The 19,569-nt window shown below is 31.0% G+C and carries 21 protein-coding genes; 3 read left to right on the top strand and 18 right to left on the bottom strand.

Going from position 1 to position 19,569, the window contains the following annotated elements; all coding sequences use genetic code 11:
- Positions 1-25: 25 nt before the first annotated feature.
- From KQI86_RS09725 to KQI86_RS09710, 4 genes are all read right to left on the bottom strand, one after another.
- On the bottom strand, positions 26-745 hold the full coding sequence (locus KQI86_RS09725; RefSeq protein WP_216439543.1) for an MIP/aquaporin family protein: 720 nt from the start codon (positions 743-745) through the stop codon (positions 26-28).
- Between the two features lie 276 nt (positions 746-1,021).
- A complete protein-coding gene (locus tag KQI86_RS09720) occupies positions 1,022-1,597 on the bottom strand; it encodes a glycerol-3-phosphate responsive antiterminator (RefSeq protein WP_343216162.1) in 576 nt (191 codons plus the stop codon).
- A gap of 93 nt (positions 1,598-1,690) precedes the next feature.
- Positions 1,691-3,136 carry an NAD(P)/FAD-dependent oxidoreductase gene (locus KQI86_RS09715; RefSeq protein WP_216439076.1) on the bottom strand — a complete coding sequence of 482 codons (1,446 nt, stop codon included), beginning with the start codon at positions 3,134-3,136 and terminating at the stop codon, positions 1,691-1,693.
- 165 nt (positions 3,137-3,301) lie between these two features.
- The gene (locus tag KQI86_RS09710; RefSeq protein WP_216439075.1) at positions 3,302-4,063 is read right to left on the bottom strand and encodes a staygreen family protein; all 762 of its coding nucleotides are present in this window, start codon (positions 4,061-4,063) and stop codon (positions 3,302-3,304) included.
- Between the two features lie 293 nt (positions 4,064-4,356).
- Between KQI86_RS09710 and KQI86_RS09705 the strand changes: the two genes are divergently transcribed.
- Positions 4,357-4,839, top strand: coding sequence for a hypothetical protein (locus KQI86_RS09705; protein WP_216439074.1), 483 nt, complete (start codon positions 4,357-4,359; stop codon positions 4,837-4,839).
- Between the two features lie 251 nt (positions 4,840-5,090).
- On the opposite strand, the gene KQI86_RS09700 is transcribed toward KQI86_RS09705, so the two are convergent.
- Genes KQI86_RS09700 through KQI86_RS09685 form a run of 4 tightly spaced genes read right to left on the bottom strand, consistent with a single transcriptional unit; the run spans position 5,091 to position 7,366 of the window.
- The gene (locus tag KQI86_RS09700) at positions 5,091-5,462 is read right to left on the bottom strand and encodes a hypothetical protein (RefSeq protein WP_216439073.1); all 372 of its coding nucleotides are present in this window, start codon (positions 5,460-5,462) and stop codon (positions 5,091-5,093) included.
- Between the two features lie 13 nt (positions 5,463-5,475).
- Positions 5,476-6,132 carry an ABC-2 transporter permease gene (locus tag KQI86_RS09695; RefSeq protein ID WP_216439072.1) on the bottom strand — a complete coding sequence of 219 codons (657 nt, stop codon included), beginning with the start codon at positions 6,130-6,132 and terminating at the stop codon, positions 5,476-5,478.
- Between the two features lies 1 nt (position 6,133).
- The gene (locus tag KQI86_RS09690; protein WP_216439071.1) at positions 6,134-6,988 is read right to left on the bottom strand and encodes an ABC transporter ATP-binding protein; all 855 of its coding nucleotides are present in this window, start codon (positions 6,986-6,988) and stop codon (positions 6,134-6,136) included.
- Positions 6,989-6,991: 3 nt separating this feature from the next.
- Positions 6,992-7,366 carry a GntR family transcriptional regulator gene (locus KQI86_RS09685; protein ID WP_216439070.1) on the bottom strand — a complete coding sequence of 125 codons (375 nt, stop codon included), beginning with the start codon at positions 7,364-7,366 and terminating at the stop codon, positions 6,992-6,994.
- Positions 7,367-7,788: 422 nt separating this feature from the next.
- On the opposite strand from KQI86_RS09685, the gene KQI86_RS09680 reads away from it, so the two are divergent.
- Positions 7,789-8,187 carry a hypothetical protein gene (locus tag KQI86_RS09680; RefSeq protein WP_216439069.1) on the top strand — a complete coding sequence of 133 codons (399 nt, stop codon included), beginning with the start codon at positions 7,789-7,791 and terminating at the stop codon, positions 8,185-8,187.
- 169 nt (positions 8,188-8,356) lie between these two features.
- Here the strand turns inward: KQI86_RS09680 and KQI86_RS09675 are convergent, their stop codons facing one another.
- The 9 genes from KQI86_RS09675 to KQI86_RS09635 form a co-directional block, all read right to left on the bottom strand.
- Positions 8,357-10,318: an ABC transporter permease gene (locus KQI86_RS09675; RefSeq protein ID WP_216439068.1), complete on the bottom strand. Its 1,962-nt coding sequence runs from the start codon at positions 10,316-10,318 to the stop codon at positions 8,357-8,359.
- Between the two features lie 349 nt (positions 10,319-10,667).
- Positions 10,668-10,985, bottom strand: coding sequence for a hypothetical protein (locus tag KQI86_RS09670; protein WP_216439067.1), 318 nt, complete (start codon positions 10,983-10,985; stop codon positions 10,668-10,670).
- A gap of 17 nt (positions 10,986-11,002) precedes the next feature.
- Complete coding sequence (locus tag KQI86_RS09665; RefSeq protein WP_216439066.1) at positions 11,003-11,830, bottom strand: flavodoxin family protein; 828 nt, start codon at positions 11,828-11,830, stop codon at positions 11,003-11,005.
- A 227-nt stretch (positions 11,831-12,057) separates the two neighbouring features.
- Positions 12,058-12,324, bottom strand: coding sequence for a hypothetical protein (locus KQI86_RS09660; RefSeq protein WP_216439065.1), 267 nt, complete (start codon positions 12,322-12,324; stop codon positions 12,058-12,060).
- A 148-nt stretch (positions 12,325-12,472) separates the two neighbouring features.
- Positions 12,473-13,969, bottom strand: a complete 1,497-nt coding sequence (locus KQI86_RS09655; RefSeq protein WP_216439064.1) for a sensor histidine kinase — start codon at positions 13,967-13,969, stop codon at positions 12,473-12,475.
- Positions 13,966-14,631, bottom strand: a complete 666-nt coding sequence (locus tag KQI86_RS09650) for a response regulator transcription factor (RefSeq protein WP_216439063.1) — start codon at positions 14,629-14,631, stop codon at positions 13,966-13,968. Before KQI86_RS09650 ends, KQI86_RS09655 begins: the two co-directional genes overlap by 4 nt.
- Before the next feature lie 81 nt (positions 14,632-14,712).
- The gene (locus KQI86_RS09645) at positions 14,713-16,509 is read right to left on the bottom strand and encodes a CotH kinase family protein (protein WP_216439062.1); all 1,797 of its coding nucleotides are present in this window, start codon (positions 16,507-16,509) and stop codon (positions 14,713-14,715) included.
- A 20-nt stretch (positions 16,510-16,529) separates the two neighbouring features.
- Positions 16,530-17,219, bottom strand: coding sequence for a DUF4956 domain-containing protein (locus KQI86_RS09640; RefSeq protein WP_216439061.1), 690 nt, complete (start codon positions 17,217-17,219; stop codon positions 16,530-16,532).
- Positions 17,220-17,221: 2 nt separating this feature from the next.
- Positions 17,222-17,932, bottom strand: coding sequence for a polyphosphate polymerase domain-containing protein (locus KQI86_RS09635; RefSeq protein ID WP_216439060.1), 711 nt, complete (start codon positions 17,930-17,932; stop codon positions 17,222-17,224).
- 177 nt (positions 17,933-18,109) lie between these two features.
- Between KQI86_RS09635 and KQI86_RS09630 the strand changes: the two genes are divergently transcribed.
- The gene (locus KQI86_RS09630) at positions 18,110-18,532 is read left to right on the top strand and encodes a hypothetical protein (RefSeq protein ID WP_216439059.1); all 423 of its coding nucleotides are present in this window, start codon (positions 18,110-18,112) and stop codon (positions 18,530-18,532) included.
- A 355-nt stretch (positions 18,533-18,887) separates the two neighbouring features.
- Here KQI86_RS09630 and KQI86_RS09625 read toward each other — a convergent pair whose 3' ends face one another.
- Entirely contained in the window at positions 18,888-19,544 is a 657-nt protein-coding gene (locus KQI86_RS09625) for a CPBP family intramembrane glutamic endopeptidase (RefSeq protein ID WP_216439058.1), read from the bottom strand.
- Positions 19,545-19,569 lie beyond the last annotated feature (25 nt).

Genomic DNA, 19,569 nt, shown 5'->3' with positions numbered 1-19,569 from the left:
TTCCCCCTTAATTTTTCATTTTAATTTATACCCATAGAGTTGTGAAAAATTGATATATTAGTGCTCCTATTGTTCCTCCTATAATCGGTCCAATTACAGGAATAAAGGCATAACTCCAATCAGAGTCTCTCTTGCCTGGTATTGGTAAAATAGCATGAGCAATTCTTGGTCCTAAATCCCTTGCTGGATTTATAGCATATCCTGTAGGTCCACCTAAACTTAATCCTATTACCCAAACTAAAATTCCTGCTAATAATGCGCTTAAAGCTCCTACATTGTTACTACCATTGTTAATTCCTAGTATACCTAAAACCAACATAGCAGTTCCAACGGCTTCCGTTATTAAATTTGATACAGTGTTTCTAATAGCAGGTGCTGTACAAAATACCCCTAACTTTGCATCAGCATCTTCTGTGATTCTAAAGTGGTCTTTGAAGGTAACATAAGTAATGCTCGCTCCTACAATAGCTCCTAAAAGTTGCGCTATTATATATCCTGGCACTAAGCTCCACTTAAGATTTCCAATCACAGCAAAAGCTATGGTTAATGCAGGATTTAGATGAGCTCCACTTATCCATCCTGTTGTATATGCAGCTATAGCAACAGCAAACCCCCATGCTGCGGTTACAACTATCCAGCCTCCTCCTTCCGCTTTTGATTTTTTCAAAGATACATTGGCAACAACTCCACTACCTAGTAATATTAAGATTACTGTACCTAAAAACTCTGCTGAATACAATGCCATGTTTGACATTTTAATTCCCCCCTAAATTAATTTTATAAAATTCTGGAAGGTATTTTCCAGAAAAATATACAATTATTCCCCTGTGTAAACTTTGTTACTTTAAGTACTTTAAAAAATCAAAACAAAAAGCCACACTAACCAAAACCTACTTTACATAGGTCCTATAGTGTGGCTCTCATTTCTCTCGCCTTTTAAATATAAAATTTTCTAAATCTTCTATACTTTTTCTTAATTCTATCATGAGTCTGAATGCTTGTCAACCCATTATTTAAACATTTACAAATACCATATTTCTTTTTTAGTTGTGGATATACCCACTGCACCAGATTTAAGATTTTGTATTACATCATCTTTATCCATTATCAATCCACCGGTTATAATTGGAATGCTAGTTTCGTTATATATTTTTTCTGTAATTTTAGGCATAATACCTGGCATAATTTCAACAGCGTTGGGCCTAGTAACTTTTATGGATTCAATTCCTGAATCTAATGATAGTGAATCTAGCATAAATAATCTTTGTATAGTAAATAAACCCATTTCCTTGGCAGGTCGTATGAAACTGCTCTTTGTTGTAATTATTCCATCCGCATCGGTTTTTTTACTGATATATTTCAAAGTGGTTAAATTCTTAGAAAATCCATCTACTAAATCTATATGCACATATATATTCTTCCCATTTTCTTTAACTTTTTTTATTATATCCTCAAGATTAAAAATATCTCCTGTTAAAAGAAATATTATTTCACAGGGAGATTCTATTGCTTCATCAAGTTTTTTAACATTACTCACTGCTGCAACAATAGGATTTAATTGTATTCTATCAAAAAATTCCTTTTCCAATGCTTTCACCTCTTCATAATATCTCCTGTAGTTTATGGTACATATTCTTATTTTACTTGTTTTTACACAAACTACATAGATAATTAACGTTTATTCATATGTCTATTTATCGCACTTCCTTACAAGTCTAATATCTACCCTTTCTGGTGCTGGACTTGACTCTTTTCCTCTCTGTGTAATTTCCTCTTCTGGTATCCCTGTTTCCCTTGATATTATTCCTCTAACCCTTGGTCTACAGAAATTTCCTTGGCATATTCCCATTCCTGCTCTTGTACGTCTTTTTATTGCATCTATAGATTTTACAGGTATACCTCTTCTCATTGCATCTATTATCTCAGCTTCAGTTACTCTTTCACATCTACAGATTATATTTTTTTCTGGTACTTCATGGTCTATTTTTCCATCAAAACTACTGTCTTTTTTTACAATTATAGCTTTTCTATAGGGATTAAAGTTTTCTTTTCTCATAAGTTCAAGTCCTGATGACTCAAGTATCCCAGTAACTTTTTCTGCTATTGCAGGTGAGGATGTAAGCCCTGGAGAATCAATTCCAGCAACATTTATAAATCCCTTCACCTTTGTTTCACCTATTATAAAATCTCCTGTACTACTTACAGATCTGATACCTGAATATGTTGCAAGTGCTCTTTTTATATCAAAATCCCCTATGGATTTTCTAGCTGTTTCTATTACTTTTTCAAGACTTTCCATAGTAGTTGCAACGTCATATTTCTCATCTACTTCTTCGGCATTTGGACCTATCATGAAGTTTCCATGGTATGTTGTTGTAACCAATATTCCCTTGCCCTTTACAGTTGGCACTTGGAAAACAACTTTATTTACAAGGTGCCCCTGCTCTTTTCCAAGGATTATATATTGCCCTCTTCTTGGAAGTATCTCAAAATCATCTATTCCAACCATTTTTGCTATTTCATCGCTAAAAAGTCCCGCTGAATTTATTATATATTTACTTTGTATATTCCCATTGTTTGTTTTTATAGTAAAGTGATCTTCTGACTTTTCTATTCCTAAAACTTTTGTCTCTAGTTTAAGCTCAACACCGTTTGCAAGAGCGTTTTCAGCAAGAGCTATTGTAAGTTCATAAGGAGAAGTAACTCCTACACTTTTTGCATATAGTGCCCCCTTAACATCAGGATTTATATGAGGCTCTAATTCTTTTGTTTTATTACTATCTATTATCTCAAGGTCAGTACATCCAATCTTTAATCCATTTTCATAAAGCTCTTTTATTTTTTCCATATCCTCATCTGTAAATGCTACCACAAGTCCCCCTGGTTGTCTAAACCCGAAATTGAGCTCCTCTTCTAATTGTCTATACATACTATTCCCTTTAATGCAGAGTTCTCCCTTAAGGGTTCCATACTTTGCTGCATATCCTCCATGGACTATTCCACTATTTGCTTTTGATGCCCCGTTTGATACATCCTCTTCCTTTTCAATAAGACAAACATCTAATTTATATTTTGAAAGCTCTCTTGCAATTGCACAACCCATTACACCTGCACCTATAATAATAACATCATACATTTATATTACCCCCATACTTTTTAATTATAATTTTATATTATTTTACATCTTTTGTGTGAAAAAACCAAAAAATTTTTAATTTTATTTGTAAATATTCCTTTTTCGCTTAATAAATAAAAACTTTAGACAAGGTAAATTCCTATCTAAAGCTTTAAATTTTTTCTATTATCTCGGCTGTCTTACACTTTGAACCACTATTCTATTTGGCATTATTCTGAATCCTATAATAAGATTAGGAAGAGGACGAGGATCATTTCCCACTTTTAAAGTTACAAACACATCATAATTAGGTCTGCACCTATCACTTGTTTTTACCTCTTCTATTCCTCCTATTTCTACCTCCGCTAAACAAAATCTTTCATTTCTGCCATAAATTCTAAAAATCACATTTTCTATATATGGATTTAAAAGTGTTACTATTGTTCCCTCTTCTTTATTACTTACTCTAAATTTTTTCTCATCTATAAGCACAGTCCTACTATCATATTGTGAAAAGCATCCCCAATTTTCAACTTTATTATATCGAGGATCACTTGATTGGAAATATACCATTATTGGGGCATTATTTAACTCTGGATGAATTTTAAAAAATTCACTATCTCCGTACCTTATAGCTTCTAGAGCCAATGGCAACTCCCGCCTAAATATACCATCTCTAATAGATATTACCGTGAATGTAAACTCACCGCCATCTAGATATAAATATACATTGTATATACATTTACCATCAACCTGAACCCATTCTCCAAAAACTTCATCTCTCATTGGATTGATCTTATCACGCGCATATTCCTCTCCAATTGTTAAAAAAAGTTCTGCCGTACTGTCACAATGGGTCAATGTATAACGTCTTGGTATGATTGGTTCTTTTGGGGTAACACCTTTTCTAAATTCCACTGAAAGTTTTTCTGGTTTTAGCCTACCCAAATTCTTTCCTCCTCACATAATATTACGCACCACCTACATAACCAATATATGTAATAATTCCATCTTATGTCCCTGAAGATAAAAATTGTAATACTTATTACTCATATATAAAATTAAAACAGATAACAACCTTTAGGTAAATTAAAAAGGTTATTATCTGCCCTTTATAGGATATATCCATAAATTCATTACTATTTTATTAAATTATTTATCTATCTTCTTATAAAATCTCCTGAAAAGCTTCACATGAAAGTCCTCTGTTGGCTGTAACTATACATATATTTACATTGTCTATGGCAAAATTGCTTATAGGCCCTGTAAATGTTATTCTAGAAATTACATTCGAAGATAGATTGATTCCCAAAGGCTCCCAATTGTCAAGAGTAGGAGGAACAAAGTTCCCTGGTGCTGATACTGTTGCAAGAAGATTATTGGATGCATCAAATGCCTGCATTGTGACTGTATCTGTTGAAACATATTTTAAGTCAATGGAGGCAATCGGATTAGTAAAGGTTATATCCCGGGAATCAGGTGCATCTTTAAAGAAAATTGTTGTTATTGGTGAAGGTAAATTAGCTATATTGCCTGTACCACCTGAACTAATTGGGAGAAGAGCAACCCAGCCTGGAAAAGATGCCGTTGTAAAACCAGCATCAATTGAAGGAACAGGATCAAAATTATTAAGACCAAGTCCTTCAAAGGTTATCAGGAAGCACTGGAAAGTTGTTGAGTTATTTGAATTAGGCATTTTTACTCCTCCTTATAACTGCTTTTAAAATATTTTTCTAAGGATATTTTTATTTTTCTATTATAATGATATTCAATATAATTAATAATGGTTACATAAAAGATAGGCTTTTCGCAATATTAGGTTTTCGCAGCAGGCTTGATATTGATTATCCTGTTTAATATGAAAGAGGCTTTAAGATAAGATAATGAAGATAAAATAATAACGGCAGCCATATAAGTTGTAACTCGTATGACTGCCACTCTATTGTTTTGACTTTATATAAAACATAACCGTCATTCACGCGATTCCAATCAAAAAGAAAATCGCTGCTTTATTTAAGTTAGGGGTAAATATTTCGCTAGGATTATCTTTAAAATAAGCTATTCTAATTTCATCCCCTACTAATACATTCATTGACACCTGAATCCAACTTGAAGAAACATATTCTTTCTCGTTTACTCTAAACCTTACCATAGCCCATGTAGAATTATTCTTTTTCATAGATTCAGGAAAAGCAGTTTTTGTATCGATGATCGTTGACATAGTATAGTTTATACGATTTTTATTTAACATAAAACTGATAAATTGATATGCAGAGTATACTATGGAAGTAGCTGATGCCATGCTAAAAAGTAATATAGCTAATATAGATTCTATATTTCTGCTCATAGCATCACCTTCTTTAATACTCTTTATTTTTAATAATTGAATTTGATAACATGGTACCACTGATAACTGCAATAAATGCAATTAATAAAGCAGTTGTAGTAATCTTCCACATTGGACTACTTTTGAAATAGGCCAGCAGCAAGAAGTCACTACCTAAGTACTTCATAATAAATGGAACCACAAATGGCGAAATGAACATTATTCCTGCGCTTAATACCTGTAACTTTACATAGCCAAATTTAAAAGTCAGAGGTATATAAAATCCAAAAAATAATGCTATTATTGTAAAAGTGGCTATAATACTCTTCACATCCACGTTGCCAACATAAGTTAGGGGAATATATGATATCATCAGATATAGCGCTGTTGTTATCAAAAAGGTTGTTATTATTAGTATGTATTTTGCAAGAACAATCTTAATCATCGGCATAGGTGTTATTCTTAGGTAGATATCGCCTTTTTGCTTCATCTCTTCCATTGATATTGCATGATAAACCATAAATGTTATGGTTAAAGCCAATACTGAATATAAAACATCTCCATATTGTTGAAAAAAAGGTGTTCTATAAGATATAAATATAGGAGCTGCCACAATAAATGCAGAAATAGGTAATATAAGTTTCTTAACCATCAAAAAGTCTTTTTTTATCAAATTATAAATCTCTCTCATTCTACTCCCTCCCTACCATTGACAGAAAAATATCTTCTAATGTCGCTCTTTCCAAAACTATATTGGGATTTATGGATTTTATCGGCTGAAACTGATTTGTAATTCCTATGAATCCATAGTTTGTCTTATCGATAATTTTAAAAGACTCTTGATTTAATGATTCTAAATCTTTTAAACTTCCTTTCATTAGACGATAAGATTCCATTAACTCATCTTTGCCTACTTGCTCAACTATTCTCCCGTCATCAATAATTATGATCTCATCTGCACATCGTTCTAAATCGCTAGTAATATGTGTTGAGAAAAAAGCACTCTTCCCTTTTTCTTGAACAAACTCAATAAGTATATCCATCAATTCTTTTCTTATTTCTGGATCTAGCCCAGAAGTAGGTTCATCCATTATGAGTAAATCTGCTCCATGAGATAAGGCTAAGGATAAAGAATACTTAAGCTTCATTCCTTTAGATAATGTTGATATAGATTGCTTAGGATTTAAACGAAATCCTCTTAAAAATTCTTGATATTTATCTTCATCCCATGCATTATAACTTGAAGCAATTAGATTCTTCATTTCCGTTAAAGTCAAATTATCATAAAAGAATCCGTCGTCTAGGACTACACCTATTTTATTTTTTATTAAGGATCTATCCATTTGCTGATTATTTGGAAAAAAGGTAATATCTCCACTATCTTTTTTAAGCAATCCCAATAGAATCTTTATTATAGTGGTCTTGCCAGCACCATTTTTACCTAGAAACCCTGTGATGCAATTTTCTTTGATGTTGAATGATACCTTATCTAACTTAAAATTGGCAAAACTCTTTGAAACCTCTGAAACTTTAAGTATATCTTCCATGTCTTAATCCTCCTCATAAATAATGTCCATCATGTCTATAAGCTCTTTTTTACTAATTCCTATTGATTTAGCCATTGACACCATATCCGTCATCTTATCTTCCACCATCAACCTTCTACTATCTTTAATAAGATCTATATTTCCAGCTAATACAAAAGTTCCTTTGCCTGCTTGACTAGAGACAAAACCCTCTTTTTCCAACTCATCATATACTCTACGAATAGTTAAAACACTAACTCTAATATCTGATGAAAGATTACGGATAGATGGCAATAACTCTCCATTCTTTAACTCCCCTGTTAGAATAGCTTCCTTGATCTGCTCCTTAATCTGTTGATATAAGGGCTTCTCAGAAATATTCGATATTATAATATTCAAGCTCTCCCTCCTAACTGTGTATGTCTATACATCACATTATATACTTTAAGCACATCTGTGTCAAATAAAAAAATAATATGCAATGCTTATCATACTGTCTTGCTTCAATAAGGACTTATAAAATTTACAAAAATAGAAGAGCTAATCTTTTAGTGAAATAGTAACGCTTTTTGAGGCGGCTTCACTATATGATTAGCTCTATGTTTGTTAAACTAAAATATCTTTGTAGAAACTTATAATTTAAAAAATAAATGTTTAGCCATAATATATAACTGAATTTGAAAATTATGCTATAATAAAAAAATAGTATAGTTATTGCCAATTTTAATATAGAGAAAATATAAAACATTTATTTGGTGAAATTCTATTGGCAAAACCTATGTATTTGCCAGAATAGTGTACATGGAAGGGTTGGTTGAAACATGGATTTTGTTATAGATACATTATTCCAAGTATTTTTTGCGTTTTTTTGGATAATTGGAGGCTTAGTCTTTTTAGTTAGGGTAAAGGATAAAAAGAAATATGCATTTTTAATATTTTTTATTCCTCTACTTATGATTTGGACGGGTTATTCTTATACTCATGTAATAAAGCCACGTTTTCGAGATATTAAATATTATATTAACCAAGATTATGAAACTACTAGTGGAAAATGTAGCATTGTGCATGATGGTGGAAAAGGAGTAACTCCATCATTTGTATTGGAGGAAGAAACTTATTATTATAATCCACGGTTCAACAAAATTTATGAGGGCAAAAATTATAGGTTAAAGTATCTCCCTAATAGTAACTATGTTATCGAATCGGAACGTTTAGAATAAATATTTTCAAAACATAAGGGAGCTAAGTATGTAGTCAAATAGCGACTTCTTATTGGAGTGGCTTCACTATATACTTAGCTTTATATTTTAAAAAACAAATTATCTTTGCAGAAATTTATATATGAGAAAATAATTTTACACTCTATGTTAATACTTAACTTATAACACCTTAATGATTGATAAAACTATATATGTTTCGTTTGCAACTGCTATATGTTGCTATAAAATAAATTGTATAAAGTATAAAAAACACAGCCAATGTAATTACCGTATATATATGGATTACATCTTCCATCAAAATAAATTCTCTAAAAAAGTTATTAGCGAAAACTGATACTACACTTACTAAAATGACAGGCAAAATGAGAGGAATAACGAATGCCATGAGCAATTCACTAAAAATCAGCTTCCTAATCTCGTTATCACCTACTCCCATATTTTTAATAACACGGTATTGATATTGACTTTTGCTGCTATTAAATATTTGTTGTAGTGCAAGGATAGTTCCCACTAATATCATAAAGATCAAGCTCAAATATAGCCCTCCAAAAGACAATATAGAAAGAGCTGTTAGCGCATTAGCAATGCTCCATGACTTAACACTTAGAGTCATTGTAATACGTTCTTCTTGTTTTGGTGTTTCTAAAAATTGCGCCTTCCATTCTTTACGAACAAAAGTATTCAAATCCCCTTTAATGCTTTGTGGCGCATCTTCCATTGTTGTAACTACAAGACGAGATTTATAGGCATCTAATTCCGATATAACAAAGTCGGGAAGAACAATAGCATAGCCAAAAGTTCCATTTATACGGTATTGTGCAAAAGGTTCCGTAAAAATTAAGCTATTATGGGATGAAAAAGTATGATTTCCCAGGCTGATACTATCTTCGTTTTGTAGCGCCTCTTTTATAGGTTTAAGATTATTCCATGTATCACAATGTATAATGAACTGATCATCTGTAATCTGCTTTTCATCCAATCCTAACTGCTGTCGTAATTTATTGTAATCACTTAATGTTAAAATATCTATATTTGGTAAAGCATCGTCTTCATAAAGTTGATAATCAACATAATCTTTTACAGGCACAGTTTTACTAATGAATTGTACTACTTCATCAAAGTTTTCTATTCCAGCCACATCAAGTCCTAGTGCAATATCAAATGGCGCTTCTGCTTTTATGTTCACCTTATACGCAGCACCCATTGAAAGCCCAAAAGACATACCACATAAGGCAAGTGTCAATAGAATAGCCAAGACCCCCATCATCTTACCGGTGGAATTGATTTTTGAAGAAAGCTGCTTCAACAAAAATAAGTTTGCACCATCATATTTCCAATGCTTATAGTGATTTCCCGCCATCAAAATGAGGTATGGCAAGCTATGGTAAGTCCCCAATAACCCTAATGCAATACATAGAAAGCCACTAAACATATACAGGTATGCACGATTATCGCTAAAACTGATACTGGTTTTAAATAGTAATATAGAGATAATAGTTACAATAACGGAGAGCACCAACATCAGAATATAAATAATTGGTTTTCCCATAGAAACTTTTTCGTTTAATCCACTGCTATAAATCAATTCAATTATCTTTCGTTTACGGATGGATGTACCCATTTTCAAGGTATTGATTCCATACATGATTATGAAGCAGATAAAGGTAATAAGTACAGCTTTCCATGATAAAGCCAGTTGAAAGCTATATACTTCATCAAAAATATTCATTATTACAGCCGTAAAAACCTGTGAAAGCAAGGAGCCAAAAGATATTCCAATGACAAGTGCCAAAATACCTATCAAAGCATTCTCTATACAAAACATATTACTGACAGTACGTTGTTCCATCCCAAGTAAAAGATAGGTGGCAAATTCCTTTTTACGCTTTGTTACAATAAACTTTGTGGCATAGCTGACAGTAAAGGCAACAATAAGAGTTACAACCAATGACAAAATCAGTATGACTGAAGAAAGCCCACTCATGTTTTCAGATAACCCCATCACCATTTCTGAAAAAGCGATTGAAAGAAAGGAGAACATAAGTGCAATTGCCAAAGTTAGCGTAATAAAATAAATGATGTAATCCTTTATACTGCGTTTCATATTGCGAAATGCCAATTTACCGTACATAGGTCAAGCCACCTCCCAATAGCCCCATAGTATATAATAACTCATTAAAATTCCTTTCATCTCTATCACCTCACATCTATTCTAACAATCATTAATTTGTAGTTGTATAAAGTTATATTACTTAATTCTTACAAAAATGAAAGAAGTGATATGTTTAGATGTATAGATTTTTAAGTTTTTAGATACCCTATTATTTCATAATCTTAAAAACATATTTGTAAAACATAAAAGAGCTAAGTATGTAGTGAAATAGCGACTTTTTACTGGAGCGATTTCACTGCGTGCTTAGCCCTCTATTTGATAAACTAAATTCTCTTTGTAGAAACCTATAAATGCGAAAACAATTTTCCTATTCTAAATCCTTACTTACTTTGTCTAACAAGTTTACAAAATCCTCTTCTTTTTTAACCTCTAAATATAAATCCAATAGAGACTTAGTAGACATATTATTATATCCTTTGTGTCCGTTGTTTAATATGATGCTTAGTTTTACTATAAACTCCTCTTTGCTATTCTCTATATTGCTTAGCATATCTTCTGCAATATGATTGATCAATTCCTCTTTTAAGGCTTCTTTTAAATTGTTAGAAAAGCGCTCTAAATAATCTCTAACTTCTTCTGGATATGAGGAAAAATTTTCACAAAGCAAATCCTCTATTTTAAACATCCAATCCCTCCTTTGTACTATAACTCATTTTTATATCTGCCATTAGTAACACTTATTTTTTCCTTATCAATTAATTTTTCTATTACTTTAACCATTTTTCCTTCCATTTTACAAGCAATATTATGTTTTATGAAAGATATATTAGCGGGAACATACCATTTTGTGTTTTTATCATAGGCATTTCTTTCTTTGAAATATTCATAATCTGCCTTTAGCACATTAGGAGCCATTTCACATAAAGTCCTAAAGCTGTGAAAAACCATTAAATGTGAAAATTTAGGTTTTAATTGTTCTTTTCTATTCAATGCTGTATAGAATTCATAGGAAGCTTTGTCTATCTTTTTTCTTTTTTTATCCATCTCTTTTTGGCTCATGGGTAATGGGAGCATATCCACATAAGTTTTTCCAACAAAATTAAAACCTGCTGCCGAAACCCAGGTTTCCATAGGAATAAACACTCCTTTTTCCTGCCATTTGGTGCAGCTTGAAATTATGTATGCTTTTTTGCCAAAGTATTTTGGACGATGACAATTATATGCCACGTGATCTAAAAAGTTTTTCATTATTCCCGTTACACTAAACATATATCCTGGGGAGGCTAAAATTATCCCGTCAGAAGATAAAATCTTATCCTCTATAGCTTTTACATTCTTATATTCCCTGCATTTATCCTCTCCAATAAATATACAATTATGACATCCTGTACAAAAATCAATAGTATAATCACTTAAATATAAATACTCAAAGTCCACATCTCCATTTTTATTTATCTGATTTTCGAAATACTTTATTATGTCACTTGTGTTGCCATTCTTAGAACATCCCATGATTGCTAATATCTTCATGTGCTCCCCCTCCATTAAAGCTCTTATCTTTCTAAGATAACTTCTCTATTTTTAAAATTTAATACCTATAATATACATTATACTCGTAATTGGGAGAGAAACTATAAATATATTTACTCTTAAAGAGATAACATTAATAAAAATGCTAACTTTTGAGAACGTGTTATAAAAAAATACCTAAGGAAAATATCCCTTAGGCATTTTTTTATAATTTAATTCATATATACTTAATTCATATAAACATCTACAACTTCAGCCACATAATCATCTTCTCCTGCCCTGGCTAAGACCACCATAGATTCTTTGTTGTTACCAATCTGTACGCTATAGGCTTCTGCACTAATAGAATCCAGTTCCTCATTTCTGTTTATGGTTATTTCTTTTCTATTTGCAACTCCATAGTCCTCAAGTATTCCTGTAACTCTATTTTCCACATCACCTGTTGGACATTGAAGTATTTTTATTCTTTCAATGGCATCCTTAAGTTTTTCCATATAACTATCCTCCCCAAATAATTTTTTCTTTTTTATTGTTTCCTTTACACTACTTTTAATTCTATTTGCTTATTCTAAATTTTACTTATCCATATTAAATTTCATTTAATCATCTTAAATTATATTGATAATTCTACTTTTTACTCTACTACATTTTTATATGAAACCAAAAAACTACGCCATTTTCAACATTTTCAGCCCCATAATCACTACCATGCAGCTGTTGTATTGCCCTTACTATAGATAAACCTAATCCATATCCCCCTTTTTCTCTATTTCTGGATTTATCTGTTTTATAAAAGCTTATCCAAAGCTTATCTAGTTCATCTTCTGGTATTTGAGGCCCCGTATTAAATATTGAAACTTTTGCATGATCCTTGTTTTTTTCACAGGTTATTTTAATTATTCTTTCTCCATCTATATGAGCGATGGCATTATTTATTAAATTATTTAATATCTGTTCTATCCTAAATGAATCTGCATAGACCAAAGCTTCTTCTTTGATATCTATAAAAGCATTAATTTTTTCATTTTTAAATATCTCTTGGTATTTAAGGTAACAGCTATTAATAAGTTCTTTTATATTGAACTCACTTTTATTTAATGTAAAATATTCTCCTTCCATTTGTGATAAATCTAAAAGTTCTCTCAGCAACTTATCCATCTTGCTTGTTTCTTCCATTATTACATCACAATAATAATTTTTCTTCTTCTCATCCTTAATAATATTCAGTTTAAGCCCTTCTGAATATGCTTCAACAATTGATATAGGAGTTCTAAGTTCGTGAGATATATTAGATATAAATTCTTTTCTCATCTCATCAATTTTTCTCTCCCTTTCAATATCATGCTGCAACTCTTCGTTCGCCTCTCTTAGTTCTGTAAGAGATTGCTCTAATTGATGTGAAAGGTAGTTTATACTGTCTCCTAATTGATTAATCTCATCCATGGTTTTTATATTACACTTCTTTGAAAAGTCTAATGCCGCCATGTTCCTAGTTATTTCATTCATCTGCAATATAGGTTTTGTAAAATTATTTGCCATAATAAATGCCCAAAACCCTCCGATAACTAATAGAATCAATGAAATAAAGAGTAAAAAAGTATTAGCCACATTTGCACTTTCGGAAATTGAGTTTAAAAACACTCTAATATCTAATGTATCACCATTATCAAGCTCTCTATTATAAACTAAAAAATCCACATTGAGCATTTTATCTGTTTGTAATTCAATAAAAGAGTTTTTATTTATAACTTCTCTCTCTTTTACTTCATGAGGTTTTTCCCTTGGAAATGGCTTTATAGGTCTCTCCCCTGGGAACTTATTATCAGGGTTTTGAAACATATATGGAGAATCATCGATTACTGCAAAAGATGAACTGTATTTTACTTTTCCTTTTGGAGATACAATAGATATATTTGCACTATACCTACTTTCTATCTTCCTAAGTTCTACAGCCATATCTTTGTAATCCTCTGTACTTATCTTGTTTATATAATCTCCTTGGTTGATAAGAACCTGTTTCTTTTGATAAACATAATATTTCTCAAGAAAATTTGAATTTATAACTGTAGTTAATAAGACAAATATTAAAATTATTACACTTATTTGAATAAACAATTTAGTTCTTATGGAGTTCTTCATTTATCCACCTCAAATTTATATCCAAATCCTCTTACAGTTTTAATATAATTCCTCTTATTGTTAAGTTTTATTCTAAGTCTGTTTATGTGAGTATCAACGGTTCTATCTGTAACAAAGGAGTCAAGCCCCCATATTTTATCCAAAAGTTGTTTTCTGCTAAATACATTGCCCATATTTTCATATAAAAACAATAGTAATTCATATTCCTTCGGACTTAAATCGATTAGCTCTCCCTCTAATTTCACTTCATGAAAATCGTCATTTATAATTAAATCCTCATCTAAATAAATACTTCCCCTACTTACCCTTCTTAATAATGCATTGACTCTAGCCACAAGTATGGAGGGCTTAAAAGGTTTAACTATGTATTCATCTGCACCTATTTCAAATCCATAAAGCTCATCGACTTCTTCTCCCTTAGCTGTCAGCATGATAATAGGTGTCTTCTTCCATAGTCTTCTTATTTCTTTACAAACAACCCAACCATCAAGCTTTGGCATCATCACATCTAAAATAGCTAAATCTACTTCTTCATCATTGATTTTTTCTAAAGCCTCTTCTCCATCCTTTGCTTCAACTACCATGTACCCTTCATTGATGAGGAAGTCTTTTACTATATCTCTTATTCTCTCTTCATCATCACATAATAATATTTTTTTCAATAAACTCACCTCCAAGACCTTGATTGTTTAAAAGTTTAAAAAACTAAGTAAATTATAATTTACTTAGTAATTTTTTAAAATCTATATTCTAGTTCTTCTCCTTATAGATATTACTGCTACTGTAAGCAGCATAACCCCTAATCCAATTCCGTTAATTATCAAGTCAGTAGTATTTATATTATCTCCTCTATCTTCAGGGAATCTATTCCCTTGTCCCCCCATATTTGGTAGATTTCCTGGCATTTGTTGTCCTTTTTCCCTTTGGCCATCTCTTTGAGGTATTTGCTGTCCTTCCGGTCTCTGACCATTTCCTTGAGGCATCTGCCCATCCTTTGGAATGTTGTTTGGGGCAAAGTCTGCTCCTTTTGGTCCTCCCATATCCTGTATTCCCATACCGTTACCTTCATCATAAGATGGTATTTCTCCTGATAATTGTTTCTTTACATTCTCAACTCTTTTTTCTACAAAGGGTTGCAATTGAACTCCTCCGCCCATCATACCCTTTTTATTAGGTTCTGATTTATCATCTGCTGCTTTTTTATTGTCTGCTGATTTTGACTCATCTACTGACACTGCTTTATCTTTTGACATCTGATTATCTGTTGATGCCGGTTTATCCGTTGGCCTCTCATCATCTTCTGTGACTTCTTCTTCACTTATAGCTTTTTGAAATTCTTCAAAGGTATAGAATTTTGTAGGATCTTTTTCAACATATGAAGAAATTAAATTTGATAGTTCATTTATTCTATTTGAAAAATTCTCTTTACTTAAATATCCTTCTACCAATTCTTTTATATATTCATGGTATTTTTCTTTATACTCCGGCACTTCTAACAGTTTTGCAATTAAAGGTCTATCACTCAATTTTCCCATAGTAGGTTCATCTATTAAATTAGTTATCATTTGATCCTTACTGCCTCCATTGTTAAATCCAGCAAAAGACATGTTAAAATCCCAGGGTAAAATTGAAAACACTCCATTTTCCTCATAGAGATAATAGTTATGCTTCATGCTTCCTTGATAGCTGTCAAAGTTAGATACTACAGTGCTTACACCAAAATACTTTAGTATCTCATCCACATTTAAATACTTATCTAAATCTTTTCCCTCATTTAACGCTTTCATCATAGCATATAGTTTACTATTATCATTTTCTTTTTCATTTGTTTTTAAACTTATTCCGCTGTAATCTCCATCTTCACCCTTCCATACTAAATCGCTGCCTGCTCCATCTGGCTTATAGAGATTACCATTTGTAATTTCAAAATTATTATTTATAAAACTTTCATTTATCTGTTCTACAGCTAAGTATAAACCCCATAATTCTCCATTCACATATATATTTACATAACTATATCTAGGTGTTGGTATTCCCATTTCTTCCATCATCTCATAAGTCAAAAATTCTCTCATGTAACTTGCATCACTAATACAATTATTTAAATTGATCTTAGTTATTCCATAAAAATTTTGATTATCTATATATTTTTCAAAGTCTATTTTAAAACTGTATCTGTCACTATCACTACCAGCTACCTGGCTTAAGCTAGAATTTCCTTTAGTTCTAATTCCCACATTATCAAATTCATATCCGTTATAATTTATACTCGCAACTTTAAATTCTTCTTTCATTGCATTGTCTTTCATATCTTGAAAGTCTTCTTCGTTAATAGTTATATTTAAATCCACAACCTTATCTTTAGAAAATATCTCACTTTTTATCTTTTCATCCTTTTCTTCTTGAGTTAAACCTGTTTCAATATTTGTTTTTGATTTATTTGAGGTGTCTTCTCCAAAGTTTGGAATAAACTTGCTTATTGCTAATATTGTGCAAAACAGCACAAAGCATATAGTATATATTTTAAAATTTTTATTCAAATTTATCACCACCATTTAAGCTATGAAACATAATCTCCATTATAGCTTATAAGTACTGCATTATTTACTCCATTAATATTGGATACTGTGTTTACAAAACTTGTTTCATTGTTTTTAACTCTAAGTTCTAAGGTCATTTCAATATTATCTTTAGCTACTGTTTTTGATTTAATATTAAATTTTTTAATCTCATCCTTAATCTTTTTTATAACCTCTTCTTCAGCCTTATTATCATGGCAATTAACTACTAAAAGATAAGCATTCTCAGACATGGATACATTATTGAACATAACTAATATAAGCCCTATAACTAATGATCCAAAAATAGCTAAGGTGTACAATCCAGCACCAGTTACTATTCCTGAAGAAATTGCCCAAAACATAAATACAATATCGATTGGATCTTTTATTGCAGTTCTAAATCTAACAATACTTAGCGCACCAACCATACCTAGTGAAAGCACTATATTAGAAGTAACTGCCATAATAACTAGAGAAGTTACCATAGCTATGGCAATTAGTGAAATATTAAAACTCTTTGAGAACAAAACTCCTTTAAATGTCTTCTTATATATTACATAAATAAATAGCCCTATAACAAAGGTTAACCCTAAAGTTAACACCACTTTCATCGCTGACAAGTCTGTAGTTGCACTATTTAAAAAGCCTTTTTTAAATATATCTGAAAAATTAAATACTTCATTATTCATCTTTAATTATCCTCCCAAAGATTTGATTTAATGTATTTTCTACAAATTATATATTTCGACACTGATTGTTTAGTCAATCCCTCAAGTTGCAGCATGTCTTTTATATATCCAGGTAAATAAGAATCATATTTGACTTCAAGTATTGTAAAACCCTCGTCTATCGCCCTTATTGTATTTAAATTGGGGTTTAATAAATTTACTTGATTTAACCCTGTACTCAAACTCTTATCAAAAGTTATTCTAATATTACCCGGTTCTGAAACATAGGCTTCTCTCACATATTCAACTATTACCTTTGGTTTTAAAAGGTTATTTTGTATTTTAAAATAAAGTTCCTGATGGAGGGGAGTTTGAATATCTCTAAGCCTTCCATACTCACCATTTATAATATCTTCATAAATATCAATATTGGTTTTCTCTCTAATTTTGCCAACATATATGCCATTCTTAATCTTCTTTTCAAGAATGATTCCGCTGCCGCTTCTATTATAAATTCGAATTCTATATTTTTCCCTATCTTTAACTCCAGAAAGTTTGTCACTTAAAGCATTATTATCTATATCATCAAAATACAAACTACTTATAAGATACTCTCCTTTTTCATCGGTATGCTTATCTTTCTTCATTATATTTTTTAGCCTATGACTTAAAATATAATAATCATGATGATTTATGTAGTACTTTAACTCATGACGATAATTTAATTTTCCCATTTTTCTTCACCTCCTTCGCGTCTATCCGTAGTATAAAAAATTAATGTTACAAATTTATCACAATAATTTGTACAAATTATTTCATTTTAATGAACTACTAATTATAAAGCAGTTTACATTTGAAGCAATTATTATAATGCTTTATGATATACTTACTATAATTGGAGGGATGAAATAGTGGAAAAAAATCTAAAGAATGATGTAATATCTACAGCAGAAAGTTTTTATGATAATTTTGCTCATAAAGGAAATTTCGACTTTAGTGTTAAAAGTTTAGAAGAGATAGATGCTTTGTTAGATGATTTAAGTGACTATGAACTGGATGAAGATGATTTGTATTCAATTTGTTCCATGGTTGGTAGCTATATCTTTGAGGTAGCAAGAAAAAACTATGGTGGAGAATATTATTGGGTTCAAGAAAAGGAACAACCAGTCCTTGTAACTGGCGAACCTAATTTTTCTGTTTCAATATATGCCTTTGAAAAAGTAAGAGGAAGAATCCTAAATGGAAAAGAAGATAATATACCATTCTATTTTAAAGGGTACATAGAAGCTGTTGAGAATGGTAAAGCAACTGGATACTCTGCAACTATTGTATAATAGCACATGATAATATCTATTTTTTTGAGTATCAAAAATAGGAACTGAGGTATTTTCAAATATATATTATAGTAAATTGTTTTTTCAATTATAAGTTTCTACAAAAATAATTGGTGTATTCAAAAGGGGAACTAAGTACATAATGACGTCACTTCACAAAAAGGCGTTCCTCTCATTATATACTCAGTTCCCTTATTTTTTACAAATATATTTTCATAGATTTGAGTTTCTACAGAAATAATTTGTTGTACAAAACCGAGGCTAATCACGTAGTGAAGCTGCTTTAGAAAAGTCACTTTTCACTACATACTTAGCTCTTAATAGAGGTTTGCAAGTCTATTTTTTTAGTTTTTATTTATATGAAAAATAAAATTAAAATAATGCCTACAATATCAGCAAGATAGTGAGCAATCCATGAGGCAAATATGTTTTTTGTTCTATTAAAAATAATGCCATAAATAATGCTATCAATTATTATTGCTCCTATATCCAACGCAACTATTAAAAAAGCTCCTCTGTAAAAGTGCATGAATCCAAAGATTAAAGAAGTTACAATTATAGCATAGCTAGGTTTTATAAACCAACTCAACCTTTCTTGAATGAATCCACGAAAAATAAATTCTTCTCCAAAGGTTCCTATGGTTACGGTAATAAATAAAGGCACTATTGTAGATATTTTAATTAAAGGAATTCTCAGTTTTATATGCTCTATAAACTCTGGAACGAAGTACTTTCCAATAAACAAAACTGCTAACTGTATAATAACAGAAACTAAAATTGTCAAAAACCAATTTTTCTTAATATCTGATATCGTGTTTTTAGGGTAAAATCCCAATTCACCCCATGTACGATTTCTCTTTTTCTTTTCTATAAATATATATAATACAGGTATTATTGTAGCCAGACCTTTAAAGGTTTTGAAAAGAAATGATGGCAAAAAAGTTAATAATATAATAACTATGATCTCAAATAATAATCTTTCATTTCCTTTGCTTCCTATGTGGTTATTCAATTTTATACGCCCCCTTTATGCCCTA

The organism is Clostridium mobile, from assembly GCF_018918285.1.
In the GTDB taxonomy this organism is placed as follows: Bacteria; Bacillota; Clostridia; order Clostridiales; family Clostridiaceae; genus Clostridium_AW; species Clostridium_AW mobile.
The sequence above is the reverse complement of the archived record's forward strand: the minus strand, read 5'-3'. Positions and strand labels throughout refer to the sequence as shown.